The following is a 19,796-nucleotide window of genomic DNA, read 5'->3' as shown; positions in this document are numbered from 1 at the left end:
GGGGATCGAACTCAGTAACGCAACACCTGGCGTAGTATCTGCCCGCCGCGCTCGACGGTAAAGCGCCACCAGCGCGTATCCTGCTGGGCGACCTGTGCCAAGACAGCTGCCGTATCGATAGTCGTGCCGTTGACCTCGCGCACGATGTCGCCCGGCTGGAAGCCGAAATCGGCGGCCGGCGAATCACGGTTGATGTCGATCACGGTCACGCCCTTGAGATCGGTCCGCAGGCCGAGCTTCTGGGCAAGCCGCGGCGACAGTTCCGAGACCTTGGCGCCCGAGAACGGGCTGCGGCCATGCAATGTCACTTCCGAGGCTTTTGCACCCTCCGGCGCACGCTCCAGCGCGATATCCATCGCCGCCTGCTGGCCCTTGGTCAGGATCGCGAAATTCGCCTTGGTGCCGATCGACAGCGTCGCCATGCGATAGTCCAGCGCCTCGATGCTCTCGACCGGCTTGCCGTTGATCTGCAGCACGACATCGCCGGGCTTCAGCCCTGCCTTGCCGGCGGGACCCGACGCGTCGACCGAGGAGACCAGCGCCCCGGTCGGCTTTTCCATGCCGAGCGATTCGGCGATCTGCGGTGTCACCGCTTCGAACTCGGCGCCGATATAGGGGCGTTCGAAGAAATCGAGACCGGCCTTGGCGGCATCGGCAAAAGCCCGCACCATGTTGGCGGGGATGGCAAAGCCGATACCGATCGAGCCGCCGCTGCGGCTGTAGATGGCGGTGTTGATGCCGACGAGCTGGCCGCCCATGTTGATCAGTGCACCGCCGGAATTGCCGGGATTGATAGCGGCGTCGGTCTGGATGAAATAGCCCGAATCCGAGACGCCGATATGGCTGCGCGCAAGCGCGGAAACGATGCCGCTGGTGGTGGTCTGGCCAACGCCGAAGGGATTGCCGATGGCCAGCACCAGGTCGCCCACCTCGAGCGCGTCGGAATCGCCGATGGCGATCACCGGGAACGGTTTGTCGGACTCGATCTTGAGCACGGCAAGGTCGAGCGTCTCGTCCTTCAGCATCACCTTGCTGGTGAACTCGCGGCCGTCGGCGGTCGCCACCTTGACCTCGTCGGCGTCCTTGATGACATGGAAATTGGTGACGATGACACCGCTCGGATCGACCAGCACGCCCGACCCCAGCGAAGACTGCGCGCGCGGCTGGGCACGGCCGAAAAACTCCTCGAAGAAGGGGTCGCCTTCAAAGGGTGACGTCACCTTGGCCGTCTGCGAGGCATAGACATTGACCACGGCAGGCGCCGTCTGCTTGACCAGCGGTGCGAAGGAAAGCTGGACCTCCTCGCGGCCGAACGGCACGCGCTTGTCCGGGCCGGAAGTGGCATTCTCGCCTTCGACGCCATGCAGCAGGTCGGTCAGCACATCGGAGAGCCCTGGATCGGCTGGCTTGGCGGCGTCCTCAGCCAGCGCCTGCCGGACTGCCGGTGCGGCTGCGAACACCATGAAGGCGCAGAGCAGAACAAGGGACAGTCTTTTGGCGCGCATTGCGAATCCTCCAAGCGAGTTCGGGCGCATTGTCCCGACGAATGTGCAAAATGAAAGGCTAAGCCGCTGAAATCCGATTATTTCGCGCCAATCAATAGTTTGGGTACGCCTTGGCGCGCGCAGAATATGAAAAAGGGGCCTGCGGGCCCCTTTTTCATTCAATCTGAAAAGTCGTAACCTTATGCGGCTGCGGCTTCGTCCGTGCCTTCCGCCTCGAGGCGGGCGCGGTCGCCGGCGCCCTTGGCGTCGGTGTCGCGGTCGACGAACTCGATGACCGCCATCGCGGCATTGTCGCCGTGACGGAAGCCCGCCTTCATGATGCGCAGGTAGCCGCCGTTGCGGGTGGCGTAGCGCGGGGCGATGGTGTCGAACAGGCGCTTGACGACGCCTTCATTGCCGATCTGGGCGATCACCTGGCGGCGGGCGTGCAGGTCGCCGCGCTTGCCGAGCGTCACCAGCTTCTCGACGATCGGACGCAGGTCCTTCGCCTTCGGCAAGGTGGTGACGATCTGCTCGTGCTCGAGCAGCGACACCGCCAGGTTGGCGAACATCGACTTGCGGTGGCTTATGCTGCGGGCGAAGCGGCGGCCTTTGAAACCGTGGCGCATGGCTCTTTTCCTTCTCAGTTGTTCAAGAGGCCACGGCCTCTGATGGTTTTCCGCACGACCGTCGGATCGAGCGGCTCACGCCGCCGATCCTTGGAGTTCATGCTCAATATTGGTCTTCGTAACGCTTTGCGAGGTCTTCGATATTTTCCGGCGGCCAGTCCGGCACTTCCATACCGAGGTGCAGGCCCATCGCCGCCAGCACTTCCTTGATCTCGTTCAGCGACTTGCGGCCGAAGTTCGGGGTGCGCAGCATCTCGGCTTCGGTCTTCTGGATGAGATCGCCGATGTAGACGATGTTGTCGTTCTTCAGGCAGTTGGCCGAACGCACCGAAAGCTCGAGCTCGTCGACCTTCTTGAGCAGCGCCGGATTGAAGGCGAGTTCGGTGACGGCTTCCGCGGCGACTTCCTTCTGCGGCTCGTCGAAGTTGACGAACAGGCCAAGCTGATCCTGCAGGATGCGGGCGGCGAAAGCCACCGCGTCCTCGCCCGAGATCGAACCGTCGGTCTCGATGGTCATGGTCAGCTTGTCATAGTCGAGAACCTGGCCCTCGCGGGTGTTCTCGACCTTGTAGGAGACCTTCTTGACCGGCGAATAGAGGCTGTCGACGGGAATCAGGCCAATCGGCGCGTCCTCGGCGCGGTTGCGCTCGGCCGGCACATAGCCCTTGCCGGTGTCGACGGTGAATTCCATGCGGATTTCAGCGCCTTCGTCCAGCGTGCAGATGACGTGGTCGGGGTTGAGGATCTCGACATCGCCAACCGTCTGGATGTCGCCGGCGAGAACCGCGCCCGGGCCCTGCTTGCGCACGACCATCCGCTTGGGGCCATCGCCTTCCATGCGGATGGCGATTTCCTTGATGTTGAGGACGATGTCGGTCACGTCCTCGCGCACACCGGCGATGGACGAGAATTCATGCAGAACGCCGTCGATCTGCACGGCGGTGACGGCCGCACCGCGCAGCGAAGACAGAAGCACGCGGCGCAGCGCGTTGCCGAGGGTGAGGCCAAAGCCACGCTCGAGCGGCTCGGCGACCAGCGTGGTCAGCGTCTTCTTCTTCGACGAGAACTCGATCTTGTTCGGCTTGATCAGTTCCTGCCAATTTTTCTGGATCATGATGCTTTCCTTCCGTTGACCCGCCACCATCCAATCGTGGCGGGCGACCTGGAATACCGTGGAGGAACGCTCTGGGCGCTCACGCGGCGTTCGATAAATTGCTTAGACGCGGCGCTTCTTGCGCGGGCGGCAGCCATTGTGCGGGATCGGCGTCACATCACGGATCGAGGTGATGGTGAAGCCGGCCGCCTGCAGGGCGCGCAGCGCCGATTCGCGACCGGAGCCTGGTCCACAGACCTCGACTTCGAGCATGCGCATGCCGTGTTCCTGGGCCTTCTTGGCAACGTCCTCGGCAGCCATCTGAGCGGCGAACGGGGTCGACTTGCGCGAACCCTTGAAGCCCTGGGCACCGGCCGACGACCAGGCGATCGAATTGCCCTGCGCGTCGGTGATGGTGATCATCGTGTTGTTGAAGGTCGAATTGACGTGGGCAACGCCCGACGAGATGTTCTTGCGTTCGCGGCGGCGAACACGTGCGGCTTCCTTGGCCATGGTAGTCCTTTCAATTGATCTCTACACCGCCGTAATGCCAGCGGCTCCACCTGGAAAAGTGAGCAGTGAATTAGTGAGTAGTGACAGTGCAGGCGTCAACGCCGCAATCCACTACCCACTACCAGCTACTCACTCTCTTACTTCTTCTTGCCGGCGATCGATTTGGCCGGGCCCTTGCGGGTACGAGCATTGGTATGAGTGCGCTGACCGCGAACCGGCAGCGAGCGGCGATGACGCAGGCCGCGGTAGCAGCCGAGATCCATCAGGCGCTTGATGTTCATCGACACTTCGCGGCGCAGGTCGCCTTCGACCTGGTAATCGCGGTCGATGGTCTCGCGGATCTGCAGCACTTCCGCGTCGGTCAACTGGTTGACGCGGCGCTCGGCCGGGATGCCGACCTTGTCGACGATCTCCTGGGCGAACTTCTTGCCAATGCCGTGAATGTACTGAAGCGCGATGACGACGCGCTTGTTGGTCGGAATGTTGACGCCGGCTATACGAGCCATGTTCTTCTCTTCTCCATATGGGCCGGCCAACCCTCGAAAACAAGGCAGGTCCGGCGCTGTCCACATTGCCCCGCGTCCGGTGGAGGCCGGCCCTTGCGGGAGTTTCCAGTTCAAAGCGACTACCTTGCCCTTGCGGACAAGCAAAGTGCGCATCTGACAGGAAGACGGGCCGCCATACCGCAGCGAACCGTCTCCGTCAAGCTCAATCTTTAAATTCCCTTACCGCGCCTTTGTAGCCGCCGCGAGCACGGCTTCGATCTCGGCGGTTACCGCGTCGATACTAGCCATGCCGTCCACAGTCTTGAGCTTGCGCTTGGCGTAATAGTAGCCGGTCAGCGGAGCGGTCTTCTTGTAGTATTCCCGCAGGCGCTCTTCGAACACGGCCGGATTGTCGTCCTTGCGCACCGGCTGGCCGGCCGTCTTGGCATCATCGGCGCGCTTGACGATCCGGCCGACCAGGGCCCTGTCGTCGACGACGAGTTCGACAACCGTGTCGAGGCCGATGCCACGCTCCGAGAGCATCGATTCAACCGCATCGGCCTGCACCAGCGTACGCGGGTAGCCGTCGAGGATAAACCCCCTGGCACAGTCGGCCTGATCGATACGCTCGGCGACGATGGCGTTGACGATGGCGTCGGATACCAGTTCACCGGCATCCATCACCGCCTTGGCGCGCTTGCCGACCTCGGTACCCGCCTGGACGGCGGCACGCAGCATGTCACCCGTCGAGAGCTGGGGTATGCCGTGTTTTTCTACCAGTCTTTGTGCTTGTGTCCCCTTGCCCGCCCCCGGCGGCCCAAGCAAAATCAACCTCATCTGGCTTTCTTCCCCCCGCGCAGCTTCGACTTCTTGATCAGGCCTTCATATTGGTGCGCGATCAGGTGACCCTGAATCTGCGCAACAGTATCGAGCGTGACACTGACCACGATCAGAAGCGATGTGCCACCAAGGTAGAATGGTACGCCAGTCGCCGAGATCAGGAACTCCGGCAGCAGGCACACCAGCACTAGGTAGATGGCGCCGACGACGGTGATGCGGGTGAGGACGTAATCGATGTAATCGGCGGTGCGCTCGCCCGGGCGATAGCCCGGGATGAAGCCCGAATGCTTCTTGAGCTGGTCGGCGGTGTCCTTCGGGTTGAAGACAATCGCTGTGTAGAAGAAGGCGAAGAACACGATCATCGCCGCGTAGAATGCCATGTAGAGCGGCTGGCCGTGGCCGAGCGAGGCCAGGATGGTGCTGGCCCAGGCCGGCATGTTGGTCGCCTGCGAGAAACCGGCGACGGTCGCCGGCAGCAAGAGCAGCGACGACGCGAAGATCGGCGGGATGACGCCCGACGTGTTGAGCTTGAGCGGCAGGTGCGAGGTATCGCCCTGGAACATGCGATTGCCGACTTGGCGCTTCGGATACTGGATCAGCAGGCGGCGCTGAGCCCGCTCGAAGAAGACGATGAGCGCGATGACGACAATGGCCAGCACGATGATCGCCAGGATCAGGCCGGTCGACAGCGCGCCGGTGCGGCCGAGTTCCAGTGTCCCCGATATGGCGCGCGGCAGGCCGGCGACGATGCCGGAGAAGATGATCAGCGAAATGCCGTTGCCGATGCCGCGCGCGGTGATCTGTTCGCCGAGCCACATCAGGAACATGGTGCCGCCGACCAGCGTGACAACGGTCGAGAGACGGAAGAACATGCCGGGATCATTGACGATGCCGTTCCCGTTCTCCAGTCCCACCGAAATACCATAGGCCTGCACCAGCGCCAGGAGCACGGTGCCGTAGCGCGTGTATTGGTTGATGACCTTGCGGCCTTGCTCGCCTTCCTTCTTCAGCGCTTCCAACGAGGGAATGACCGAGGTCATCAGCTGCATGATGATGGAAGCGGAGATATAGGGCATGATGCCGAGCGCGAAGATCGCCATGCGCTGCACGGCACCGCCGGCGAACATGTTGAACATGCCGAGCACGCCCTTGCTCTGCGAGGAGAAGGCATGGGCGAAGGCGTCGGGATTGATCCCGGGAAGCGGGATGTAGGTGCCGAGACGGTAGACGAGCAACGCGCCGATGGTGAACCAGATGCGTTTCTTCAGGTCCTCCGCCTTGGCGAAGGCCGAGAAATTCAGATTCGAGGCTAGTTGTTCAGCAGCCGAAGCCATGCCTGATTCTCCGCTTGGTAACGCTTGATGGCCCGTGGGGTCAGGCGGTGCGTTTCACCGAAGCTCACGAGATAAGCTCCGGGCTGTAAACATGCAAGCGGCCGCGTTGACGCGGCCGCTAAATTGAGCAGATCAAAGCGCGATCGAAAGCAAAAACGAATGCCACTCTTGCCGACCGCGCTTCAAATTGCCGTTACTCGGCAGCTGCCTTTTCCGGCAGCTTGACCGAACCGCCGGCCCTTTCGATCTTCTCGATCGCGGCCTTGGAGGCGCCGGCGACGTCGAAGGCGAGCTTGGCCTTGAGTTCGCCATCGGACAGCACGCGCACGCCATCCTTGACGCGACGGATGACGCCGGCGGCGACAAGCGCCTCGGCCGTCACGGTTGCCTTGACGTCAAGCTTCTTGGCATCGACGGCTTCCTGAATGCGGGCCAGCGACACGACAACGAAGCTCTTGGCGAAGATGTTGTTGAAGCCACGCTTCGGCAGGCGCCGATAGAGCGGCATCTGGCCACCCTCGAAGCCGTTGACGGCAACGCCGGAGCGCGCCTTCTGGCCCTTGACGCCGCGACCGGCGGTCTTGCCCGAACCGGAGCCGATACCGCGGCCGAGACGCTTCTTGGAGTGCGTCGCGCCGTCCTTGTCACGCAGATCGTTGAGTTTCATCTTGCTTCTCCTGCGCTTTGGCTCAGCCCTCGTCCACGACGCGGACGAGATGCTGGACGGCAGCGATCATGCCGCGCACGGAGGGCGTATCTTCCAGCGTGCGCTGCTTGTGCATCTTGTTGAGGCCGAGGCCGACCAGCGTCGCGCGCTGTTCCTTCGGACGGCGGATCGGCGAGCCGATCTGCTCAACGGTGATGGTCTTGGTTGCTTTCTTGGCCATGGTCAAAATCCCTGGTCAGATCGACTATTCTTCAGCCGCAACGGCGGTGCCGCGGCGGGCCTGAAGGGTCGAATACTTGATGCCGCGCGCAGCAGCCACATCCTTGGGATGCATCTGGCTCTTCAGCGCGTCGAAGGTGGCGCGAACCATGTTGTAGGGGTTCGACGAACCCATCGACTTGGCGACCACGTCATGCATGCCGAGCGTCTCGAAGACGGCGCGCATCGGGCCGCCGGCGATGATGCCGGTACCCTGCTTGGCGGCGCGCAGCAGCACGCGGCCCGCACCCCAGCGTCCTTCGACGTCGTGATGCAGCGTGCGGCCCGAGCGCAGCGGCACGAAGATCATGTCGCGCTTGGCCGATTCGGTCGCCTTGCGGATGGCTTCCGGCACTTCGCGCGCCTTGCCGTGACCGAAGCCGACACGGCCCTTCTGGTCGCCGACGACGACGAGTGCGGCGAAGCCGAAGCGGCGGCCACCCTTGACGACCTTGGCGACGCGATTGATGTGGACGAGCTTGTCCACCATGCCATCGTCGCGCTCTTCACGCTCGCGGCCGCGGCCGCCTTCCCTACGTTCCTGTGCCATATCCTGTTCCTTGTTCTTTTCCGGAAGCACGGGTTGCTGATTGCTGACGCCACTTTTGGGTCGTCAGCGGTGAACTTCTCCTTTGCATGATCTTGTCCGAAAAGTCTGCAACTTTTCGGGATCATGCATTAGAAGCTGAGACCGCCTTCGCGGGCTGCCTCGGCCAGCGCCTTGACGCGGCCGTGGTAGATGTACGGGCCACGGTCGAAGACGACTTCCTTGATGCCGGCCTTGGTGGCGCGCTCGGCGATCAGCTTGCCGATCGCGGCGGCGGCGGCAGTGTCGGCGCCGGTCTTGAGCGAACCCTTGAGGTCCTTCTCGAGCGTCGAGGCGGCAGCGATGGTGTGGCCCTTGGCGTCGTCGATCACCTGAACGTAGATGTTCTTCGACGTGCGGTGGACCGAGAGACGCGGACGCTCGCCGGCGACTTTCTTGATCTGGCGACGGACGCGTTGCGCACGGCGCTGGATGGCTTCCTTGGTACCCATGATGTCTTCCTTGCCTTCAAAAAACGGGGGCCGCCATATGCGGTAGGCGAAACGCCTCCCGCGACCGCTCCCCGCGGCGTTACACTTCCGTGGCTTGGCCGGGTCCGAAAAGTCCGCGACTTTTCAGGGCCAAGCCGATTACTTCTTCTTGCCTTCCTTGCGGACGATCTTCTCGCCGGCGTAACGGACACCCTTGCCCTTGTAAGGCTCGGGACCGCGGTATTCGCGGATCTCCGCGGCAACCTGGCCGACCTGCTGCTTGTCGATGCCGGCCACGGTGATTTCGGTCGGCTTCGGCACGGTGATCGTGATGCCGGCAGGCGTCTCGTAGACGACATCATGGCTGAAGCCGAGGGCCAGCTGCAGGTTCTTACCCTGCAAGGCAGCGCGATAGCCGACGCCGGTGATCTCGAGCTTCTTCTCGAAACCGTCCTTGACACCCTGCAGGATGTTGACGATCTGCGTGCGCGACATGCCCCACTTGGAGCGGGCTGTCTTGGTCTGGTCGCGCGGCTGGACAGCGATCTCGCTGCCTTCCATCTTGACCAGCACTTCGTCATTCACCACGAACTTCAGCTCGCCCTTGGGGCCCTTCGCCGTAACGGTCTGGCCGTTGACGGTCGCGGTCACGCCCTGCGGCAGCGAAACGGGTTTCTTTCCAATACGAGACATTTTGTTGTCCTCGTCACTTCTCTTGTTTCAGGTCTCTGTCTTCGGAACGATCCGAAGACCGGATTCCAATTTGCGGTGAGCTGCCAGATCAGAAGATCTGGCAGAGGATCTCGCCGCCGACGTTCTGCTCGCGTGCTTCGTGGTCGGCCATCACGCCCTTCGGTGTCGAAAGGATGGCGATGCCGAGGCCGTTGGCGACGTGCGGGATCGACTTGGCCGAAACGTAAACGCGGCGGCCGGGCTTCGAAACGCGGGCTATTTCGCGCACGACCGGAGCACCGTCGAAATACTTCAGCTCGATTTCGATTTCGGACTTGCCGTTGTCGAAGTCGGTCTGGCTGTAATCGCGGATATAGCCTTCAGCCTTCAGCACGTCGAGGACGCGGGTGCGCAGACGCGAGGCCGGCGTCGAGACACTCGACTTCTTGCGGCCATAGGCGTTGCGGATGCGGGTCAGCATATCGCCGAGAGGATCGCTCAATGACATGTTATGTCCTCCTTACCAGCTCGACTTGACCAGGCCCGGGATCTGGCCGTTATTGCCGAGATCCCGAAGCGCGATGCGCGATACTTTGAGCTTGCGATAGTAGGCGCGCGGACGGCCGGTGACTTCGCAGCGGTTGCGGATGCGGATCTTGGCCGAGTTGCGCGGCAGGGCAGCAAGCTTCAGCTGAGCGCGGAAGCGCTCTTCCATCGGCTTGGACTGATCCATGATGATCGCCTTCAGCGCGGCGCGCTTGGGACCGTACTGGTCGGCAAGCTTGCGGCGCCTGTTGTTCTTCTCGACTGAGCTGGTCTTTGCCATTTCAGATTTTTCCTTTTCTCGCTGCCGTTACTGGCGGAAGGGGAAGTTGAAAGCCTTGAGCAAAGCCCTGGCTTCGTCATCCGTCTTCGCAGTCGTACAAACGATGACGTCCATGCCCCAGATCTGATCAACCTTGTCGTAGTTGATCTCCGGAAACACGATGTGTTCCTTGATGCCCATGGCGTAGTTGCCACGGCCATCGAAGCTCTTGGGGTTCAGTCCGCGGAAGTCGCGGACGCGCGGCAGCGCGATGTTCACGAGGCGGTCGAGGAACTCGTACATACGTTCCTTGCGCAGCGTGACTTTGGCGCCGATCGGCATGTTCTCGCGGACCTTGAAGCCAGCGATCGAATTGCGAGCGCGGGTGACGACGGCCTTCTGGCCGGCGATCATCGCCAGGTCCTCGGCCGCGACCGAAGGCTTCTTCGAATCGGCGGTCGCTTCGCCGACACCCATGTTCAGCACGATCTTGTCGAGGCGCGGAACCTGCATGTCGTTGTCGTAGCCGAACTGCTCCTGCAGCGCCTTGCGAATGGTCTCGTTATAGACCTGCTTGAGGCGCGGCGTGTTGTTGGCAGTCGCCTGCTTGGTTTGAGCCTTAGCCATTGATGACTTCTCCCGAGCGCTTGGCGACGCGCACCTTCTTGCCGTCCTTCTGGAAGATGAAACCGACACGGGTCGGCTTGCCATCCTTCGGGTCGGCCAGCGCGATGTTCGACAGCTGGATCGGCGCTTCCTTGGTGATGATCCCGCCCTCTTGGGACTGGGACTGCTTCTGGTGACGACGGATCATGTTGACGCCGCGCACCAGCGCGGTGTCATCCTTCGGCTGAACCGAGAGGACTTCGCCCGAACGGCCCTTGTCCTTGCCGGCCAGCACGACGACCTTGTCGCCTTTTCTAATCTTTTGCATTGGTCCGGCTCCTTACAGCACTTCAGGCGCGAGCGAGATGATCTTCATGTGGTTCTTGGCGCGGAGTTCGCGCGGAACCGGTCCGAAGATACGCGTGCCGATCGGCTCTTTCTTGTTGTCGACGAGAACGGCCGCGTTCTTGTCGAAACGGATCACGCTGCCGTCCGGGCGGCGGATGTCCTTGGCCGTGCGAACCACGACCGCCTTCATCACATCGCCCTTCTTAACGCGGCCGCGCGGAATGGCTTCCTTGATCGACACCACGATGATGTCGCCCACGGAAGCGTATTTCCGCTTCGAGCCGCCCAGCACCTTGATGCACATGACACGACGCGCGCCGGAATTATCCGCCACGTCGAGGTTTGTTTGCATCTGAATCATGACTGGCCGCCTTCTTCTTTTCTAACGGGACGGGCTCGAAGCCCCTCCCCGGTCTGTCCAAAATTCGTTGTTTACGCCCAGAGGTCAGGCTTGGTCCGAGGACACGACGATCCAGCGCTTGTCCTTGGAAATCGGCTTCGATTCCTGGATGAACACCTGATCGCCGACCTTGTGGGCGTTGTTCTCGTCGTGCGCCTTGTACTTCTTGGTCATGCGCACGGTCTTCTTCATCACGGGATGCGTGAAGCGCCGTTCGACCTTGACGACGACCGTCTTCTCGTTCTTGTCGCTGACGACGGTGCCCTGCAGAATGCGCTTTGGCATGGTTTTCGTCCTTAAGCCTTCTTGGCCGCGGACTTTTCCGCAGCGATGGTCTTGATACGCGCAATGTCCTTGCGAACCTGCCTCACGCGCGCGGTCTTCTCGAGCTGGCCGGTGGCCTTCTGGAAGCGCAGGTTGAACTGCTCCTTCTTCAGGCTGGCCAGGTCGTCGGTCAGCTGGTCCTGGGTCTTGGTCCGGATGTCTTCGGCTTTCATGATCAGCCCGTCCTTATTCTGCGATGCGCTGTACGAAGCGCGTCCTGACCGAGAGCTTGGCCGCGCCGAGACGCAGCGCCTCACGGGCGGTTTCTTCATTGACGCCGTCGATCTCGAACATGATGCGGCCCGGCTTGACGCGCGCGGCCCAGTAGTCGACCGCGCCCTTGCCCTTGCCCATGCGGACTTCGGTCGGCTTCGAGGTGACCGGCACATCCGGGAAAATACGGATCCAGACGCGGCCAGCGCGCTTCATTTCGCGAGTGATCGCGCGGCGGGCCGCCTCGATCTCACGCGCGGTGACGCGGTTCGGCTCAAGCGCCTTCAGCCCGAAACCACCGAAATCCAGGTTGGTGCCGCCCTTTGCGGTACCATGGATACGGCCCTTGAACTGCTTGCGGAACTTTGTGCGCTTTGGCTGCAGCATCGTTCTAACTCCAAATTCCTAAATGTCTCAGGCGTTTTCGCGACGACGACCGCGTTCGCGATCACCACCACCGCCATGCGCAGCATCACCCTCGGTCGCACGACGCTCCGAAGCCATCGGATCGTGCTCGAGGATCTCGCCCTTGAATACCCAGACCTTGACGCCGCAAATGCCGTAGGCCGTATTCGCCTCGGCCGTGCCGTAGTCGACATCGGCGCGCAGCGTATGCAGCGGCACGCGACCTTCACGATACCATTCCATGCGCGCGATCTCGGCGCCGCCAAGGCGGCCGGCGCAGTTGATGCGGATACCTTCGGCACCGAGGCGCATGGCCGACTGCACGGCACGCTTCATGGCGCGGCGGAACGCGATGCGGCGCTCGAGCTGCTGGGCGATCGACTGGGCGACCAGGGTCGCGTCGATTTCCGGCTTGCGCACTTCGACGATGTTGAGGTGCGTCTCGGACTTCGTCATCTCCATCAGCTTCTTGCGAAGCTTCTCGATGTCGGCGCCCTTCTTGCCGATGATCAGACCCGGGCGCGCGGCATGGATGGTGACGCGGCACTTCTTGTGCGGACGCTCGATCACGACCTTCGAGATGGCAGCCTGCTTGAGCTCCTTCTCAAGATACTTGCGGATCTTGATGTCCTCGTGCAGCAGCTTGCCGTACTCGCCGGTGTTCGCGAACCAGCGCGAATCCCAGGTGCGGTTGATGCCGAGGCGAAGACCGATCGGATTGACTTTCTGGCCCATTATGCGGCCTCCCCTTTTTCTTCGACTTCACGAACGACGATCGTGAGGTGCGAGAACGGCTTCTCGATACGGCTGGCGCGACCACGGCCACGAGCGTGGAACCGCTTCATGACGATCGACTTGCCGACATAGGCTTCCGCCACGATCAGTGCATCGACGTCGAGGTCGTGGTTGTTTTCCGCGTTGGCGATTGCCGATTCCAGCGTCTTCTTGACCGTGCCGGAAATCCGCTTGGCCGAGAATTCGAGATCGGAAAGCGCTGTCGCGACCTTCTTGCCGCGGATCAGCGCGGCAACCAGGTTCAGCTTCTGCGGGCTGATACGGATCGTGCGCAACACGGCGCGCGCTTCGTTGTCAGCAAGCCTGCGCGGAGCTTTGGCCTTGCCCATGATTATTTCCTCTTCGCCTTCTTATCCGCGCCGTGACCGTAATAGGTCCGCGTCGGAGCGAATTCACCGAACTTGTGACCGACCATGTCCTCGTTCACCGCGACGGGAACATGCTTCTGGCCGTTGTAGACACCGAAGGTGAAGCCGACGAACTGCGGCAGGATGGTGGAGCGACGGCTCCACATCTTGATCACCTCATTGCGACCACCTTCACGAACCTTGTCCACCTTCTTGAGAAGGTAGCCGTCGATGAAGGGGCCTTTCCAAATAGAACGAGTCACTTGGCGTTACCTCTTCTTAGCTCTTGCGCTGATGGCGCGAGCGCAGGATGAACTTGTCGGTCGCCTTGTTGGACCGCGTCTTCTTGCCTTTGGTCGGCTTGCCCCACGGGCTGACCGGATGACGGCCACCAGAGGTGCGGCCTTCGCCGCCGCCATGCGGGTGGTCGACCGGGTTCATGGTCACGCCGCGATTGTGCGGACGCTTGCCACGCCAAACCGTGCGGCCGGCCTTGCCGTCGTTGATGTTGCCGTGGTCCGGATTGGACACGGCGCCGACGGTGGCCATGCAGGAGCCGTGAACGACACGCTGCTCGCCCGAGTTGAGGCGCAGGATCGCCATACCCTGGTCGCGGCCGACCAGCTGGCCGTAACCACCTGCCGACCGGGCGACCTGGGCGCCTTTGCCTGGCTTCAGCTCGATGTTGTGGACGATGGTGCCGACCGGCATCGAGGCCAACGGCATCGCATTGCCCGGCTTCACGTCGACCGCTTCGCCGGCCACGATCTTGTCGCCGGGAGCCAGACGCTGCGGAGCGATGATGTAGGACAGCTCACCGTCATCATACTTGATCAGCGCGATGAAGGCGGTGCGGTTCGGATCATATTCGATGCGCTCGACCGTGCCGACAACGTCGAACTTGCGGCGCTTGAAGTCGATGATGCGGTACGAACGCTTGTGACCGCCGCCGATGAAGCGGGCCGTGATGCGGCCGTGATTGTTGCGGCCGCCCGACTTGGTCAGGCCTTCGGTCAGGCCCTTGACGGGCTTTCCCTTGTAGAGGCCCGAGCGGTCGACGATGACCAGCTGGCGGGTGCTCGGCGTTATCGGGTTGAATTTCTTAAGTGCCATTGTCCTGTCCTCGCGGCCTTGCTCAGAGACCCGTCGCGACGTCGATCGACTGGCCGTCGGCCAGCGTCACGATCGCCTTCTTGACGTCGCTCTGGCGGCCGATCGTGCCGCGGAAGCGCTTGATCTTGCCCTTGCGGACAAGCGTGTTCACGGCCATCACCTTGACGCCGAACAGCGCTTCGACGGCGGCCTTGATTTCTGGCTTCGACGCCTTCTTGGCGACGTTGAAGACGACCTGGTTCTGCTCGGAGGCCATGGTCGACTTTTCGGTGATCGCCGGCGAGACGATCACGTCGTAGTGACGAAGGTCGGTCATTTAAAGCGCTCCTCGAGAGCCTCGACGGCGGCCTTCGAAAGGACCAGCGTGCCGCGGCGCAGAATGTCGTAGACGTTGATGCCCTGGATGGGCAGCACGTCGATGTTGGGGATGTTGGTGGCTGCCAGCTTGAAGTTCTTGTCAAGCTCGGCGCCGCCAATCACCAGGGCGTTGGTCAGGCCCAGCGTCGCGAAATTCGCGATCAGCGCCTTCGTCTTGGCCTCGGTCAGCTTCAACTCGTCGATGATGATGATCGACGCGCTCTTGGCCTTGGCCGAAAGAGCATGCTTGAGGCCAAGCGCGCGAACCTTCTTGGGCAGTTCGTGCTCATGGCTGCGAACGACCGGGCCGTGGGCCTTGCCGCCGCCGCGGAACTGCGGAGCGCGTGCCGAGTGGTGACGGGCGCGGCCCGTACCCTTCTGCTTGTACATCTTGGCGCCGGTGCGCGCGATTTCGGCGCGGCCCTTGGCCTTGTGCGTGCCCTGCTGCTTCTTGGCAAGCTGCCAGCGCACGACGCGCTGCAGGATGTCCTCGCGCGGATCAAGGCCGAAAATTCCGTCGGAAAGTTCCACCTTGCCGGCGTCTTTACCGCCGAGCGTTGTGATCTTGAGATCCATTATTCCGCTCCCTCTGTGGCCGGAGCCTCGTTCTTCGCAGCTGCCGCAACAGCGCGGATCGCGGCGGGCTTCGGCGCATTGGCCGGCAGCGCCACCTTGGCCGCGTCGCGGACCAGGATCCAGGCGCCCTTCGATCCGGGAACCGCACCGCGGATCAGGATCAGGCCGCGGTCGGCGTCGGTCGAGACGATCTCGACATTCTGTGTGGTGACGCGGGTGTCGCCCATGTGGCCAGCCATATGCTTGCCCTTGAACACCTTGCCCGGGTCCTGACGCTGGCCAGTCGAACCGTGTGTACGGTGCGAGACCGAGTTACCGTGCGTCGCGCGGCCACCACCCATGTGGTGGCGTTTGATGACGCCCTGGAAACCCTTGCCGATCGTCGTGCCCGTCACATCGACCTTCTGGCCGGCGACAAAGTGCTCGACGGTGATCTCGGCGCCAACGTCGATCATGTTGTCGGCGGAGACGCGGAACTCGGCAACCTTCGCCTTCGGCTCGACGGAAGCGGTCGCGAAATGGCCGCGCATCGCCTTCGACGTGTTCTTCACCTTGGCGAGGCCAACGCCGAGCTGAACGGCAGTGTAGCCATTCTTCTCCTGCGTGCGCTGTGCCACGACCTGGCAGTTCTCCATCTGGAGAACGGTGACGGGAACATGTTCCCCGGCATCATTATAGATGCGGGTCATTCCCACCTTCTTTGCAATCACACCTGAACGCATCGGTTCAATTCCTTTAGAGTTCCGGGCCAGGGACACCGCCCCTTACCGCGCTCTCATTCCCTTAGAGCTTGATCTCGACGTCGACGCCGGCGGCCAGATCGAGCTTCATCAAAGCATCGACGGTCTGCGGGGTCGGATCGACGATGTCGAGCAGACGCTTGTGCGTGCGCATCTCGAACTGCTCGCGGCTCTTCTTGTCGACGTGAGGCGACCGGTTGACCGTGAACTTTTCGATCCGCGTCGGCAGCGGAATGGGGCCGCGGACGTTTGCACCAGTGCGCTTGGCCGTCGACACGATTTCCTTCGTCGAGGCGTCGAGCACGCGGTGGTCAAACGCCTTCAGGCGGATGCGGATATTCTGTCCGTTCATGCGTCACTTCCTTGTTCTGGCGCGGCGCGGGCAACTCCGGCGCCCGCGACAGATCGGTTTAAGTCCAAATTACTCTTTGATGGTGACGACGATGCCGGCACCGACGGTGCGGCCGCCTTCACGGATGGCGAAGCGCAGCTTCTCTTCCATGGCGATCGGCACGATCAGCTCGACATCGACCGTGATGTTGTCGCCAGGCATCACCATCTCGGTGCCTTCCGGCAGCGACACGATGCCGGTCACGTCGGTCGTGCGGAAGTAGAACTGCGGACGGTAGTTGGTGAAGAACGGCGTGTGACGGCCACCTTCGTCCTTGGTCAGGATGTAGGCTTCGGCCACGAACTTCTTGTGCGGCTTCACCGTGCCGGGCTTGGCCAGAACCTGGCCGCGCTCGACACCTTCACGGTCGACACCGCGCAGCAGCGCGCCGATGTTGTCGCCAGCCTGGCCCTGATCGAGCAGCTTGCGGAACATTTCGACACCCGTGCAGGTCGTCTTGGTCGTCGGACGGATGCCGATGATTTCCAGCTCCTCGCCGACCTTGACCACGCCGCGCTCGACGCGGCCGGTCACGACCGTGCCACGGCCCGAGATCGAGAACACGTCCTCGATCGGCATCAGGAACGGCTTGTCCAGCGGACGAACCGGCGTCGGGATGTAGGCGTCGACCTGAGCCATCAGCTCGCGGATCGCGTCCTCGCCGATCGTCTTGTTCGAATCCTCGAGCGCTGCCAGCGCCGAACCCTTGACGATCGGAATGTCGTCGCCGGGGAATTCGTTCTTCGACAGCAATTCGCGAACCTCGAGCTCGACCAGTTCGAGCAGCTCGGCATCGTCGACCTGGTCGACCTTGTTCAGGAACACCACGATCGACGGCACGCCGACCTGACGGGCAAGCAGGATGTGCTCGCGGGTCTGCGGCATCGGGCCGTCGGCGGCCGACACGACCAGGATCGCGCCGTCCATCTGCGCGGCACCAGTGATCATGTTCTTCACATAGTCGGCGTGGCCGGGGCAGTCGACATGCGCGTAGTGGCGGTTGGCCGTCTCGTATTCGACGTGAGCCGTCGAGATCGTGATGCCGCGCGCCTTCTCTTCCGGCGCCGCGTCGATCTGGTCATAGCGCTTGTATTCGCCAAAATACTTGGTGATCGCAGCCGTCAGCGACGTCTTGCCATGGTCAACGTGACCAATCGTGCCGATGTTCACATGAGGCTTAGTGCGCTCGAATTTACCTTTTGCCATGTGATGTCTCCATTTCCTGCTCGCCCATGCGGGCTCTGAATTGCGTTACCGCGGCAGCTCTTTCGAGTTACGCGTATTTCTTCTGGACTTCCTGAGCGACCGCGGTCGGGACCGGCTCGTAGTGATCGAACTGCATCGTGTAGGCCGCGCGGCCCTGGCTCATCGAGCGCAGGTTGTCGACGTACTTGAACATGTTGGCGAGCGGCACCATCGCGTTGATGACGACGGCCACGCCGCGCGCTTCCTGGCCCTGGATCTGGCCACGACGGCCGTTCAGATCGCCAATGACGCTGCCGACGTAGTCTTCCGGCGTCACCACCTCGACCTTCATGATCGGCTCGAGCAGCTGCACGCCGAGCTTCGGCGCAGCCTCACGGAAGCATGCGCGGGATGCGATTTCGAAGGCGAGCACCGAGGAATCGACGTCATGGTAGGCGCCGTCGATGAGCGTCGCCCTGACGCCGATCATCGGGAAGCCGGCGAACGGACCTGCGCCCATAACGCTCTGGATACCCTTTTCGACGCCCGGGATGTATTCCTTCGGCACCGCACCGCCGACGATCTTGGACTCGAACACGAAGTCCTCGCTCTCGGAATTCGGCTCGAACACAACCTTGACGCGCGCGAACTGGCCGGTACCGCCGGTCTGCTTCTTGTGGGTGTAGTCCTGCTCGTGCTTGCGGGTAATCGTCTCGCGATAAGCCACCTGCGGCGCGCCGACATTGGCTTCGACCTTGAACTCGCGACGCATGCGGTCGACGATGATGTCGAGGTGCAGCTCGCCCATGCCGGAGATGATGGTCTGGCCGCTTTCCTCGTCGGTCTTGACTCGGAAGGACGGATCCTCGGCCGCCAGGCGGTGAAGGGCGAGGCCCATCTTTTCCTGGTCGTTCTTGGTCTTCGGCTCGATGGCGATCTGGATGACCGGATCGGGGAATTCCATGCGCTCGAGGATGACCGGGTGCAGCGGATCGCACAGCGTGTCGCCGGTGGTCGTGTCCTTCAGGCCAGCCAGAGCGACGATGTCGCCGGCGAAAGCCTCTTCGACGTCGGCGCGCGAATTCGCATGCATCTGCAGCATGCGGCCGATGCGCTCCTTCTTGCCCTTCACGGTGTTGTCGACAGAGACGCCCTTGGAGAGCTTGCCCGAATAGATGCGGGCAAAGGTCAGCGAACCGACGAACGGGTCGTTCATGATCTTGAAGGCGAGCATCGACAGCGGCTCGTTGTCGTCCGCATGACGCTCGATCTCGGCGTCGGTCTTGGCATCGACACCCTTGATGGCGGGAACGTCGGCCGGCGACGGCAGGTATTCGACAACGGCGTCGAGCAGCGGCTGCACGCCCTTGTTCTTGAAGGCCGAGCCGCAGAACATCGGGTAGAACTTGACCGCGATCGTGCCCTTTCGGATCAGCGAACGGATTTCGTCATTCGACGGCATCTTGCCTTCGAGGTAGTTCTCGAGCGCCGTCTCGTCCATCTCGACGGCGGCTTCGATCATCTTCTCGCGATATTCCTCGGCACGCGCCTTGAGGTCGGCCGGGATCTCGACGACGTCCCAGGCAGCGCCGAGCGTCTCGTCGCGCCAGACGAGCGCGTTCATCTCGACGAGGTCGACGACACCCTTGAATTCGGTCTCGGCGCCGATCGGCAGCTGCATGACGACAGCCTGCGCACCGAGGCGCGACCCGATCATCTCGACCGAGCGGTAGAAGTCGGCGCCGATCTTGTCCATCTTGTTGCAGAAGATCATGCGCGGCACGCGGTACTTGTCGGCCTGGCGCCAGACGGTTTCCGTCTGCGGCTCGACACCGGCATTGGCGTCGAGCAGCGCGATGGCGCCGTCGAGCACGCGCAGCGAACGCTCGACTTCGATGGTGAAGTCGACGTGTCCGGGGGTGTCGATGATGTTGAAGCGGTGCATCTTGCCATCACGACCCTTCCAGAAGGTCGTGGTCGCGGCGGACGTGATGGTGATGCCGCGTTCCTGCTCCTGCTCCATCCAGTCCATGGTGGCAGCGCCGTCGTGCACTTCGCCGATCTTGTGCGACTTGCCCGTGTAATAGAGGACGCGCTCGGTGGTCGTCGTCTTGCCGGCGTCAATATGCGCCATGATACCGAAATTGCGGTAGTCTTCGATTTTGTATTCGCGGGCCATCGTAGCTGCCTCTCAGTCCT

The 19,796-nt window shown here is 62.3% G+C and carries 30 protein-coding genes; all 30 read right to left on the bottom strand.

Annotated elements, in window-relative coordinates:
- Window positions 1-11: 11 nt before the first annotated feature.
- Window positions 12-1,505, bottom strand: a complete 1,494-nt coding sequence (locus LB536_RS19725; RefSeq protein WP_140758601.1) for a DegQ family serine endoprotease — start codon at window positions 1,503-1,505, stop codon at window positions 12-14.
- 179 nt (window positions 1,506-1,684) lie between these two features.
- Entirely contained in the window at window positions 1,685-2,113 is a 429-nt protein-coding gene (rplQ, locus tag LB536_RS19720) for a 50S ribosomal protein L17 (RefSeq protein ID WP_127279754.1), read from the bottom strand.
- A gap of 103 nt (window positions 2,114-2,216) precedes the next feature.
- On the bottom strand, window positions 2,217-3,227 hold the full coding sequence (locus LB536_RS19715; RefSeq protein WP_006205443.1) for a DNA-directed RNA polymerase subunit alpha: 1,011 nt from the start codon (window positions 3,225-3,227) through the stop codon (window positions 2,217-2,219).
- Between the two features lie 102 nt (window positions 3,228-3,329).
- Entirely contained in the window at window positions 3,330-3,719 is a 390-nt protein-coding gene (rpsK, locus tag LB536_RS19710; protein WP_006205444.1) for a 30S ribosomal protein S11, read from the bottom strand.
- Window positions 3,720-3,856: 137 nt separating this feature from the next.
- Complete coding sequence (gene rpsM / locus LB536_RS19705; protein ID WP_006205445.1) at window positions 3,857-4,225, bottom strand: 30S ribosomal protein S13; 369 nt, start codon at window positions 4,223-4,225, stop codon at window positions 3,857-3,859.
- 219 nt (window positions 4,226-4,444) lie between these two features.
- A complete protein-coding gene (locus LB536_RS19700) occupies window positions 4,445-5,041 on the bottom strand; it encodes an adenylate kinase (protein WP_224595563.1) in 597 nt (198 codons plus the stop codon).
- Window positions 5,038-6,378, bottom strand: a complete 1,341-nt coding sequence (gene secY, locus LB536_RS19695) for a preprotein translocase subunit SecY (protein WP_140758599.1) — start codon at window positions 6,376-6,378, stop codon at window positions 5,038-5,040. The genes LB536_RS19700 and secY overlap by 4 nt, the downstream gene beginning before the upstream one ends.
- A 193-nt stretch (window positions 6,379-6,571) precedes the next feature.
- Window positions 6,572-7,045, bottom strand: a complete 474-nt coding sequence (rplO, locus tag LB536_RS19690) for a 50S ribosomal protein L15 (RefSeq protein WP_224595560.1) — start codon at window positions 7,043-7,045, stop codon at window positions 6,572-6,574.
- A 22-nt stretch (window positions 7,046-7,067) separates the two neighbouring features.
- Window positions 7,068-7,265: a 50S ribosomal protein L30 gene (rpmD, locus tag LB536_RS19685; protein ID WP_006205449.1), complete on the bottom strand. Its 198-nt coding sequence runs from the start codon at window positions 7,263-7,265 to the stop codon at window positions 7,068-7,070.
- Between the two features lie 24 nt (window positions 7,266-7,289).
- Window positions 7,290-7,853 (bottom strand): 30S ribosomal protein S5, encoded by a 564-nt coding sequence (rpsE, locus tag LB536_RS19680; protein WP_032933400.1) that lies wholly within the window; start codon window positions 7,851-7,853, stop codon window positions 7,290-7,292.
- Between the two features lie 128 nt (window positions 7,854-7,981).
- Entirely contained in the window at window positions 7,982-8,341 is a 360-nt protein-coding gene (gene rplR, locus LB536_RS19675; RefSeq protein WP_027145576.1) for a 50S ribosomal protein L18, read from the bottom strand.
- Window positions 8,342-8,479: 138 nt separating this feature from the next.
- Complete coding sequence (rplF, locus tag LB536_RS19670) at window positions 8,480-9,013, bottom strand: 50S ribosomal protein L6 (protein WP_013895694.1); 534 nt, start codon at window positions 9,011-9,013, stop codon at window positions 8,480-8,482.
- 88 nt (window positions 9,014-9,101) lie between these two features.
- On the bottom strand, window positions 9,102-9,500 hold the full coding sequence (gene rpsH / locus LB536_RS19665; protein WP_006205453.1) for a 30S ribosomal protein S8: 399 nt from the start codon (window positions 9,498-9,500) through the stop codon (window positions 9,102-9,104).
- 12 nt (window positions 9,501-9,512) lie between these two features.
- Entirely contained in the window at window positions 9,513-9,818 is a 306-nt protein-coding gene (rpsN, locus tag LB536_RS19660) for a 30S ribosomal protein S14 (RefSeq protein WP_010909282.1), read from the bottom strand.
- A gap of 27 nt (window positions 9,819-9,845) precedes the next feature.
- Window positions 9,846-10,424: a 50S ribosomal protein L5 gene (gene rplE / locus LB536_RS19655; RefSeq protein WP_127278265.1), complete on the bottom strand. Its 579-nt coding sequence runs from the start codon at window positions 10,422-10,424 to the stop codon at window positions 9,846-9,848.
- A complete protein-coding gene (rplX, locus tag LB536_RS19650; protein ID WP_006205456.1) occupies window positions 10,417-10,731 on the bottom strand; it encodes a 50S ribosomal protein L24 in 315 nt (104 codons plus the stop codon). Before rplX ends, rplE begins: the two co-directional genes overlap by 8 nt.
- 12 nt (window positions 10,732-10,743) lie before the next feature.
- On the bottom strand, window positions 10,744-11,112 hold the full coding sequence (gene rplN, locus LB536_RS19645) for a 50S ribosomal protein L14 (protein WP_006205457.1): 369 nt from the start codon (window positions 11,110-11,112) through the stop codon (window positions 10,744-10,746).
- Between the two features lie 84 nt (window positions 11,113-11,196).
- A complete protein-coding gene (gene rpsQ / locus LB536_RS19640) occupies window positions 11,197-11,436 on the bottom strand; it encodes a 30S ribosomal protein S17 (RefSeq protein WP_010909280.1) in 240 nt (79 codons plus the stop codon).
- A gap of 11 nt (window positions 11,437-11,447) precedes the next feature.
- On the bottom strand, window positions 11,448-11,648 hold the full coding sequence (gene rpmC / locus LB536_RS19635) for a 50S ribosomal protein L29 (RefSeq protein ID WP_006205459.1): 201 nt from the start codon (window positions 11,646-11,648) through the stop codon (window positions 11,448-11,450).
- Window positions 11,649-11,661: 13 nt separating this feature from the next.
- A complete protein-coding gene (gene rplP, locus LB536_RS19630; protein ID WP_006205460.1) occupies window positions 11,662-12,075 on the bottom strand; it encodes a 50S ribosomal protein L16 in 414 nt (137 codons plus the stop codon).
- Window positions 12,076-12,102: 27 nt separating this feature from the next.
- Window positions 12,103-12,828, bottom strand: a complete 726-nt coding sequence (gene rpsC, locus LB536_RS19625; protein ID WP_013895697.1) for a 30S ribosomal protein S3 — start codon at window positions 12,826-12,828, stop codon at window positions 12,103-12,105.
- Complete coding sequence (gene rplV / locus LB536_RS19620; RefSeq protein ID WP_006205462.1) at window positions 12,828-13,217, bottom strand: 50S ribosomal protein L22; 390 nt, start codon at window positions 13,215-13,217, stop codon at window positions 12,828-12,830. Before rplV ends, rpsC begins: the two co-directional genes overlap by 1 nt.
- Before the next feature lie 2 nt (window positions 13,218-13,219).
- Window positions 13,220-13,498 (bottom strand): 30S ribosomal protein S19, encoded by a 279-nt coding sequence (gene rpsS, locus LB536_RS19615; protein WP_027044977.1) that lies wholly within the window; start codon window positions 13,496-13,498, stop codon window positions 13,220-13,222.
- Between the two features lie 16 nt (window positions 13,499-13,514).
- Window positions 13,515-14,348, bottom strand: a complete 834-nt coding sequence (rplB, locus tag LB536_RS19610; protein ID WP_027145574.1) for a 50S ribosomal protein L2 — start codon at window positions 14,346-14,348, stop codon at window positions 13,515-13,517.
- Between the two features lie 22 nt (window positions 14,349-14,370).
- The gene (locus tag LB536_RS19605; protein ID WP_010909275.1) at window positions 14,371-14,664 is read right to left on the bottom strand and encodes a 50S ribosomal protein L23; all 294 of its coding nucleotides are present in this window, start codon (window positions 14,662-14,664) and stop codon (window positions 14,371-14,373) included.
- Window positions 14,661-15,281, bottom strand: coding sequence for a 50S ribosomal protein L4 (gene rplD / locus LB536_RS19600; protein WP_015317984.1), 621 nt, complete (start codon window positions 15,279-15,281; stop codon window positions 14,661-14,663). Before rplD ends, LB536_RS19605 begins: the two co-directional genes overlap by 4 nt.
- Window positions 15,281-16,003, bottom strand: a complete 723-nt coding sequence (rplC, locus tag LB536_RS19595; protein WP_023757978.1) for a 50S ribosomal protein L3 — start codon at window positions 16,001-16,003, stop codon at window positions 15,281-15,283. Before rplC ends, rplD begins: the two co-directional genes overlap by 1 nt.
- Window positions 16,004-16,064: 61 nt before the next feature.
- Window positions 16,065-16,373: a 30S ribosomal protein S10 gene (gene rpsJ / locus LB536_RS19590; protein ID WP_010909272.1), complete on the bottom strand. Its 309-nt coding sequence runs from the start codon at window positions 16,371-16,373 to the stop codon at window positions 16,065-16,067.
- A 69-nt stretch (window positions 16,374-16,442) separates the two neighbouring features.
- On the bottom strand, window positions 16,443-17,618 hold the full coding sequence (gene tuf / locus LB536_RS19585; RefSeq protein WP_013895701.1) for an elongation factor Tu: 1,176 nt from the start codon (window positions 17,616-17,618) through the stop codon (window positions 16,443-16,445).
- Window positions 17,619-17,685: 67 nt separating this feature from the next.
- Window positions 17,686-19,776, bottom strand: a complete 2,091-nt coding sequence (gene fusA / locus LB536_RS19580) for an elongation factor G (RefSeq protein WP_140765479.1) — start codon at window positions 19,774-19,776, stop codon at window positions 17,686-17,688.
- Window positions 19,777-19,796: the final 20 nt, after the last annotated feature.

The organism is Mesorhizobium sp. ES1-3 (assembly GCF_020164795.1).
Taxonomy (GTDB): domain Bacteria; phylum Pseudomonadota; class Alphaproteobacteria; order Rhizobiales; family Rhizobiaceae; genus Mesorhizobium.
The sequence above is the reverse complement of the archived record's forward strand: the minus strand, read 5'-3'. Positions and strand labels throughout refer to the sequence as shown.

Bases quoted from the DNA above. Each gene is read 5' to 3' on its own strand.
- LB536_RS19725 (WP_140758601.1), bottom strand. From the start codon at position 1,505: ATGCGCGCCAAAAGACTGTCCCTTGTTCTGCTCTGCGCCTTCATGGTG.
- rplQ (WP_127279754.1), bottom strand. From the start codon at position 2,113: ATGCGCCACGGTTTCAAAGGCCGCCGCTTCGCCCGCAGCATAAGCCAC.
- LB536_RS19715 (WP_006205443.1), bottom strand. From the start codon at position 3,227: ATGATCCAGAAAAATTGGCAGGAACTGATCAAGCCGAACAAGATCGAG.
- rpsK (WP_006205444.1), bottom strand. From the start codon at position 3,719: ATGGCCAAGGAAGCCGCACGTGTTCGCCGCCGCGAACGCAAGAACATC.
- rpsM (WP_006205445.1), bottom strand. From the start codon at position 4,225: ATGGCTCGTATAGCCGGCGTCAACATTCCGACCAACAAGCGCGTCGTC.
- LB536_RS19700 (WP_224595563.1), bottom strand. From the start codon at position 5,041: ATGAGGTTGATTTTGCTTGGGCCGCCGGGGGCGGGCAAGGGGACACAA.
- secY (WP_140758599.1), bottom strand. From the start codon at position 6,378: ATGGCTTCGGCTGCTGAACAACTAGCCTCGAATCTGAATTTCTCGGCC.
- rplO (WP_224595560.1), bottom strand. From the start codon at position 7,045: ATGAAACTCAACGATCTGCGTGACAAGGACGGCGCGACGCACTCCAAG.
- rpmD (WP_006205449.1), bottom strand. From the start codon at position 7,265: ATGGCCAAGAAAGCAACCAAGACCATCACCGTTGAGCAGATCGGCTCG.
- rpsE (WP_032933400.1), bottom strand. From the start codon at position 7,853: ATGGCACAGGAACGTAGGGAAGGCGGCCGCGGCCGCGAGCGTGAAGAG.
- rplR (WP_027145576.1), bottom strand. From the start codon at position 8,341: ATGGGTACCAAGGAAGCCATCCAGCGCCGTGCGCAACGCGTCCGTCGC.
- rplF (WP_013895694.1), bottom strand. From the start codon at position 9,013: ATGTCTCGTATTGGAAAGAAACCCGTTTCGCTGCCGCAGGGCGTGACC.
- rpsH (WP_006205453.1), bottom strand. From the start codon at position 9,500: ATGTCATTGAGCGATCCTCTCGGCGATATGCTGACCCGCATCCGCAAC.
- rpsN (WP_010909282.1), bottom strand. From the start codon at position 9,818: ATGGCAAAGACCAGCTCAGTCGAGAAGAACAACAGGCGCCGCAAGCTT.
- rplE (WP_127278265.1), bottom strand. From the start codon at position 10,424: ATGGCTAAGGCTCAAACCAAGCAGGCGACTGCCAACAACACGCCGCGC.
- rplX (WP_006205456.1), bottom strand. From the start codon at position 10,731: ATGCAAAAGATTAGAAAAGGCGACAAGGTCGTCGTGCTGGCCGGCAAG.
- rplN (WP_006205457.1), bottom strand. From the start codon at position 11,112: ATGATTCAGATGCAAACAAACCTCGACGTGGCGGATAATTCCGGCGCG.
- rpsQ (WP_010909280.1), bottom strand. From the start codon at position 11,436: ATGCCAAAGCGCATTCTGCAGGGCACCGTCGTCAGCGACAAGAACGAG.
- rpmC (WP_006205459.1), bottom strand. From the start codon at position 11,648: ATGAAAGCCGAAGACATCCGGACCAAGACCCAGGACCAGCTGACCGAC.
- rplP (WP_006205460.1), bottom strand. From the start codon at position 12,075: ATGCTGCAGCCAAAGCGCACAAAGTTCCGCAAGCAGTTCAAGGGCCGT.
- rpsC (WP_013895697.1), bottom strand. From the start codon at position 12,828: ATGGGCCAGAAAGTCAATCCGATCGGTCTTCGCCTCGGCATCAACCGC.
- rplV (WP_006205462.1), bottom strand. From the start codon at position 13,217: ATGGGCAAGGCCAAAGCTCCGCGCAGGCTTGCTGACAACGAAGCGCGC.
- rplB (WP_027145574.1), bottom strand. From the start codon at position 14,348: ATGGCACTTAAGAAATTCAACCCGATAACGCCGAGCACCCGCCAGCTG.
- LB536_RS19605 (WP_010909275.1), bottom strand. From the start codon at position 14,664: ATGACCGACCTTCGTCACTACGACGTGATCGTCTCGCCGGCGATCACC.
- rplD (WP_015317984.1), bottom strand. From the start codon at position 15,281: ATGGATCTCAAGATCACAACGCTCGGCGGTAAAGACGCCGGCAAGGTG.
- rplC (WP_023757978.1), bottom strand. From the start codon at position 16,003: ATGCGTTCAGGTGTGATTGCAAAGAAGGTGGGAATGACCCGCATCTAT.
- rpsJ (WP_010909272.1), bottom strand. From the start codon at position 16,373: ATGAACGGACAGAATATCCGCATCCGCCTGAAGGCGTTTGACCACCGC.
- tuf (WP_013895701.1), bottom strand. From the start codon at position 17,618: ATGGCAAAAGGTAAATTCGAGCGCACTAAGCCTCATGTGAACATCGGC.
- fusA (WP_140765479.1), bottom strand. From the start codon at position 19,776: ATGGCCCGCGAATACAAAATCGAAGACTACCGCAATTTCGGTATCATG.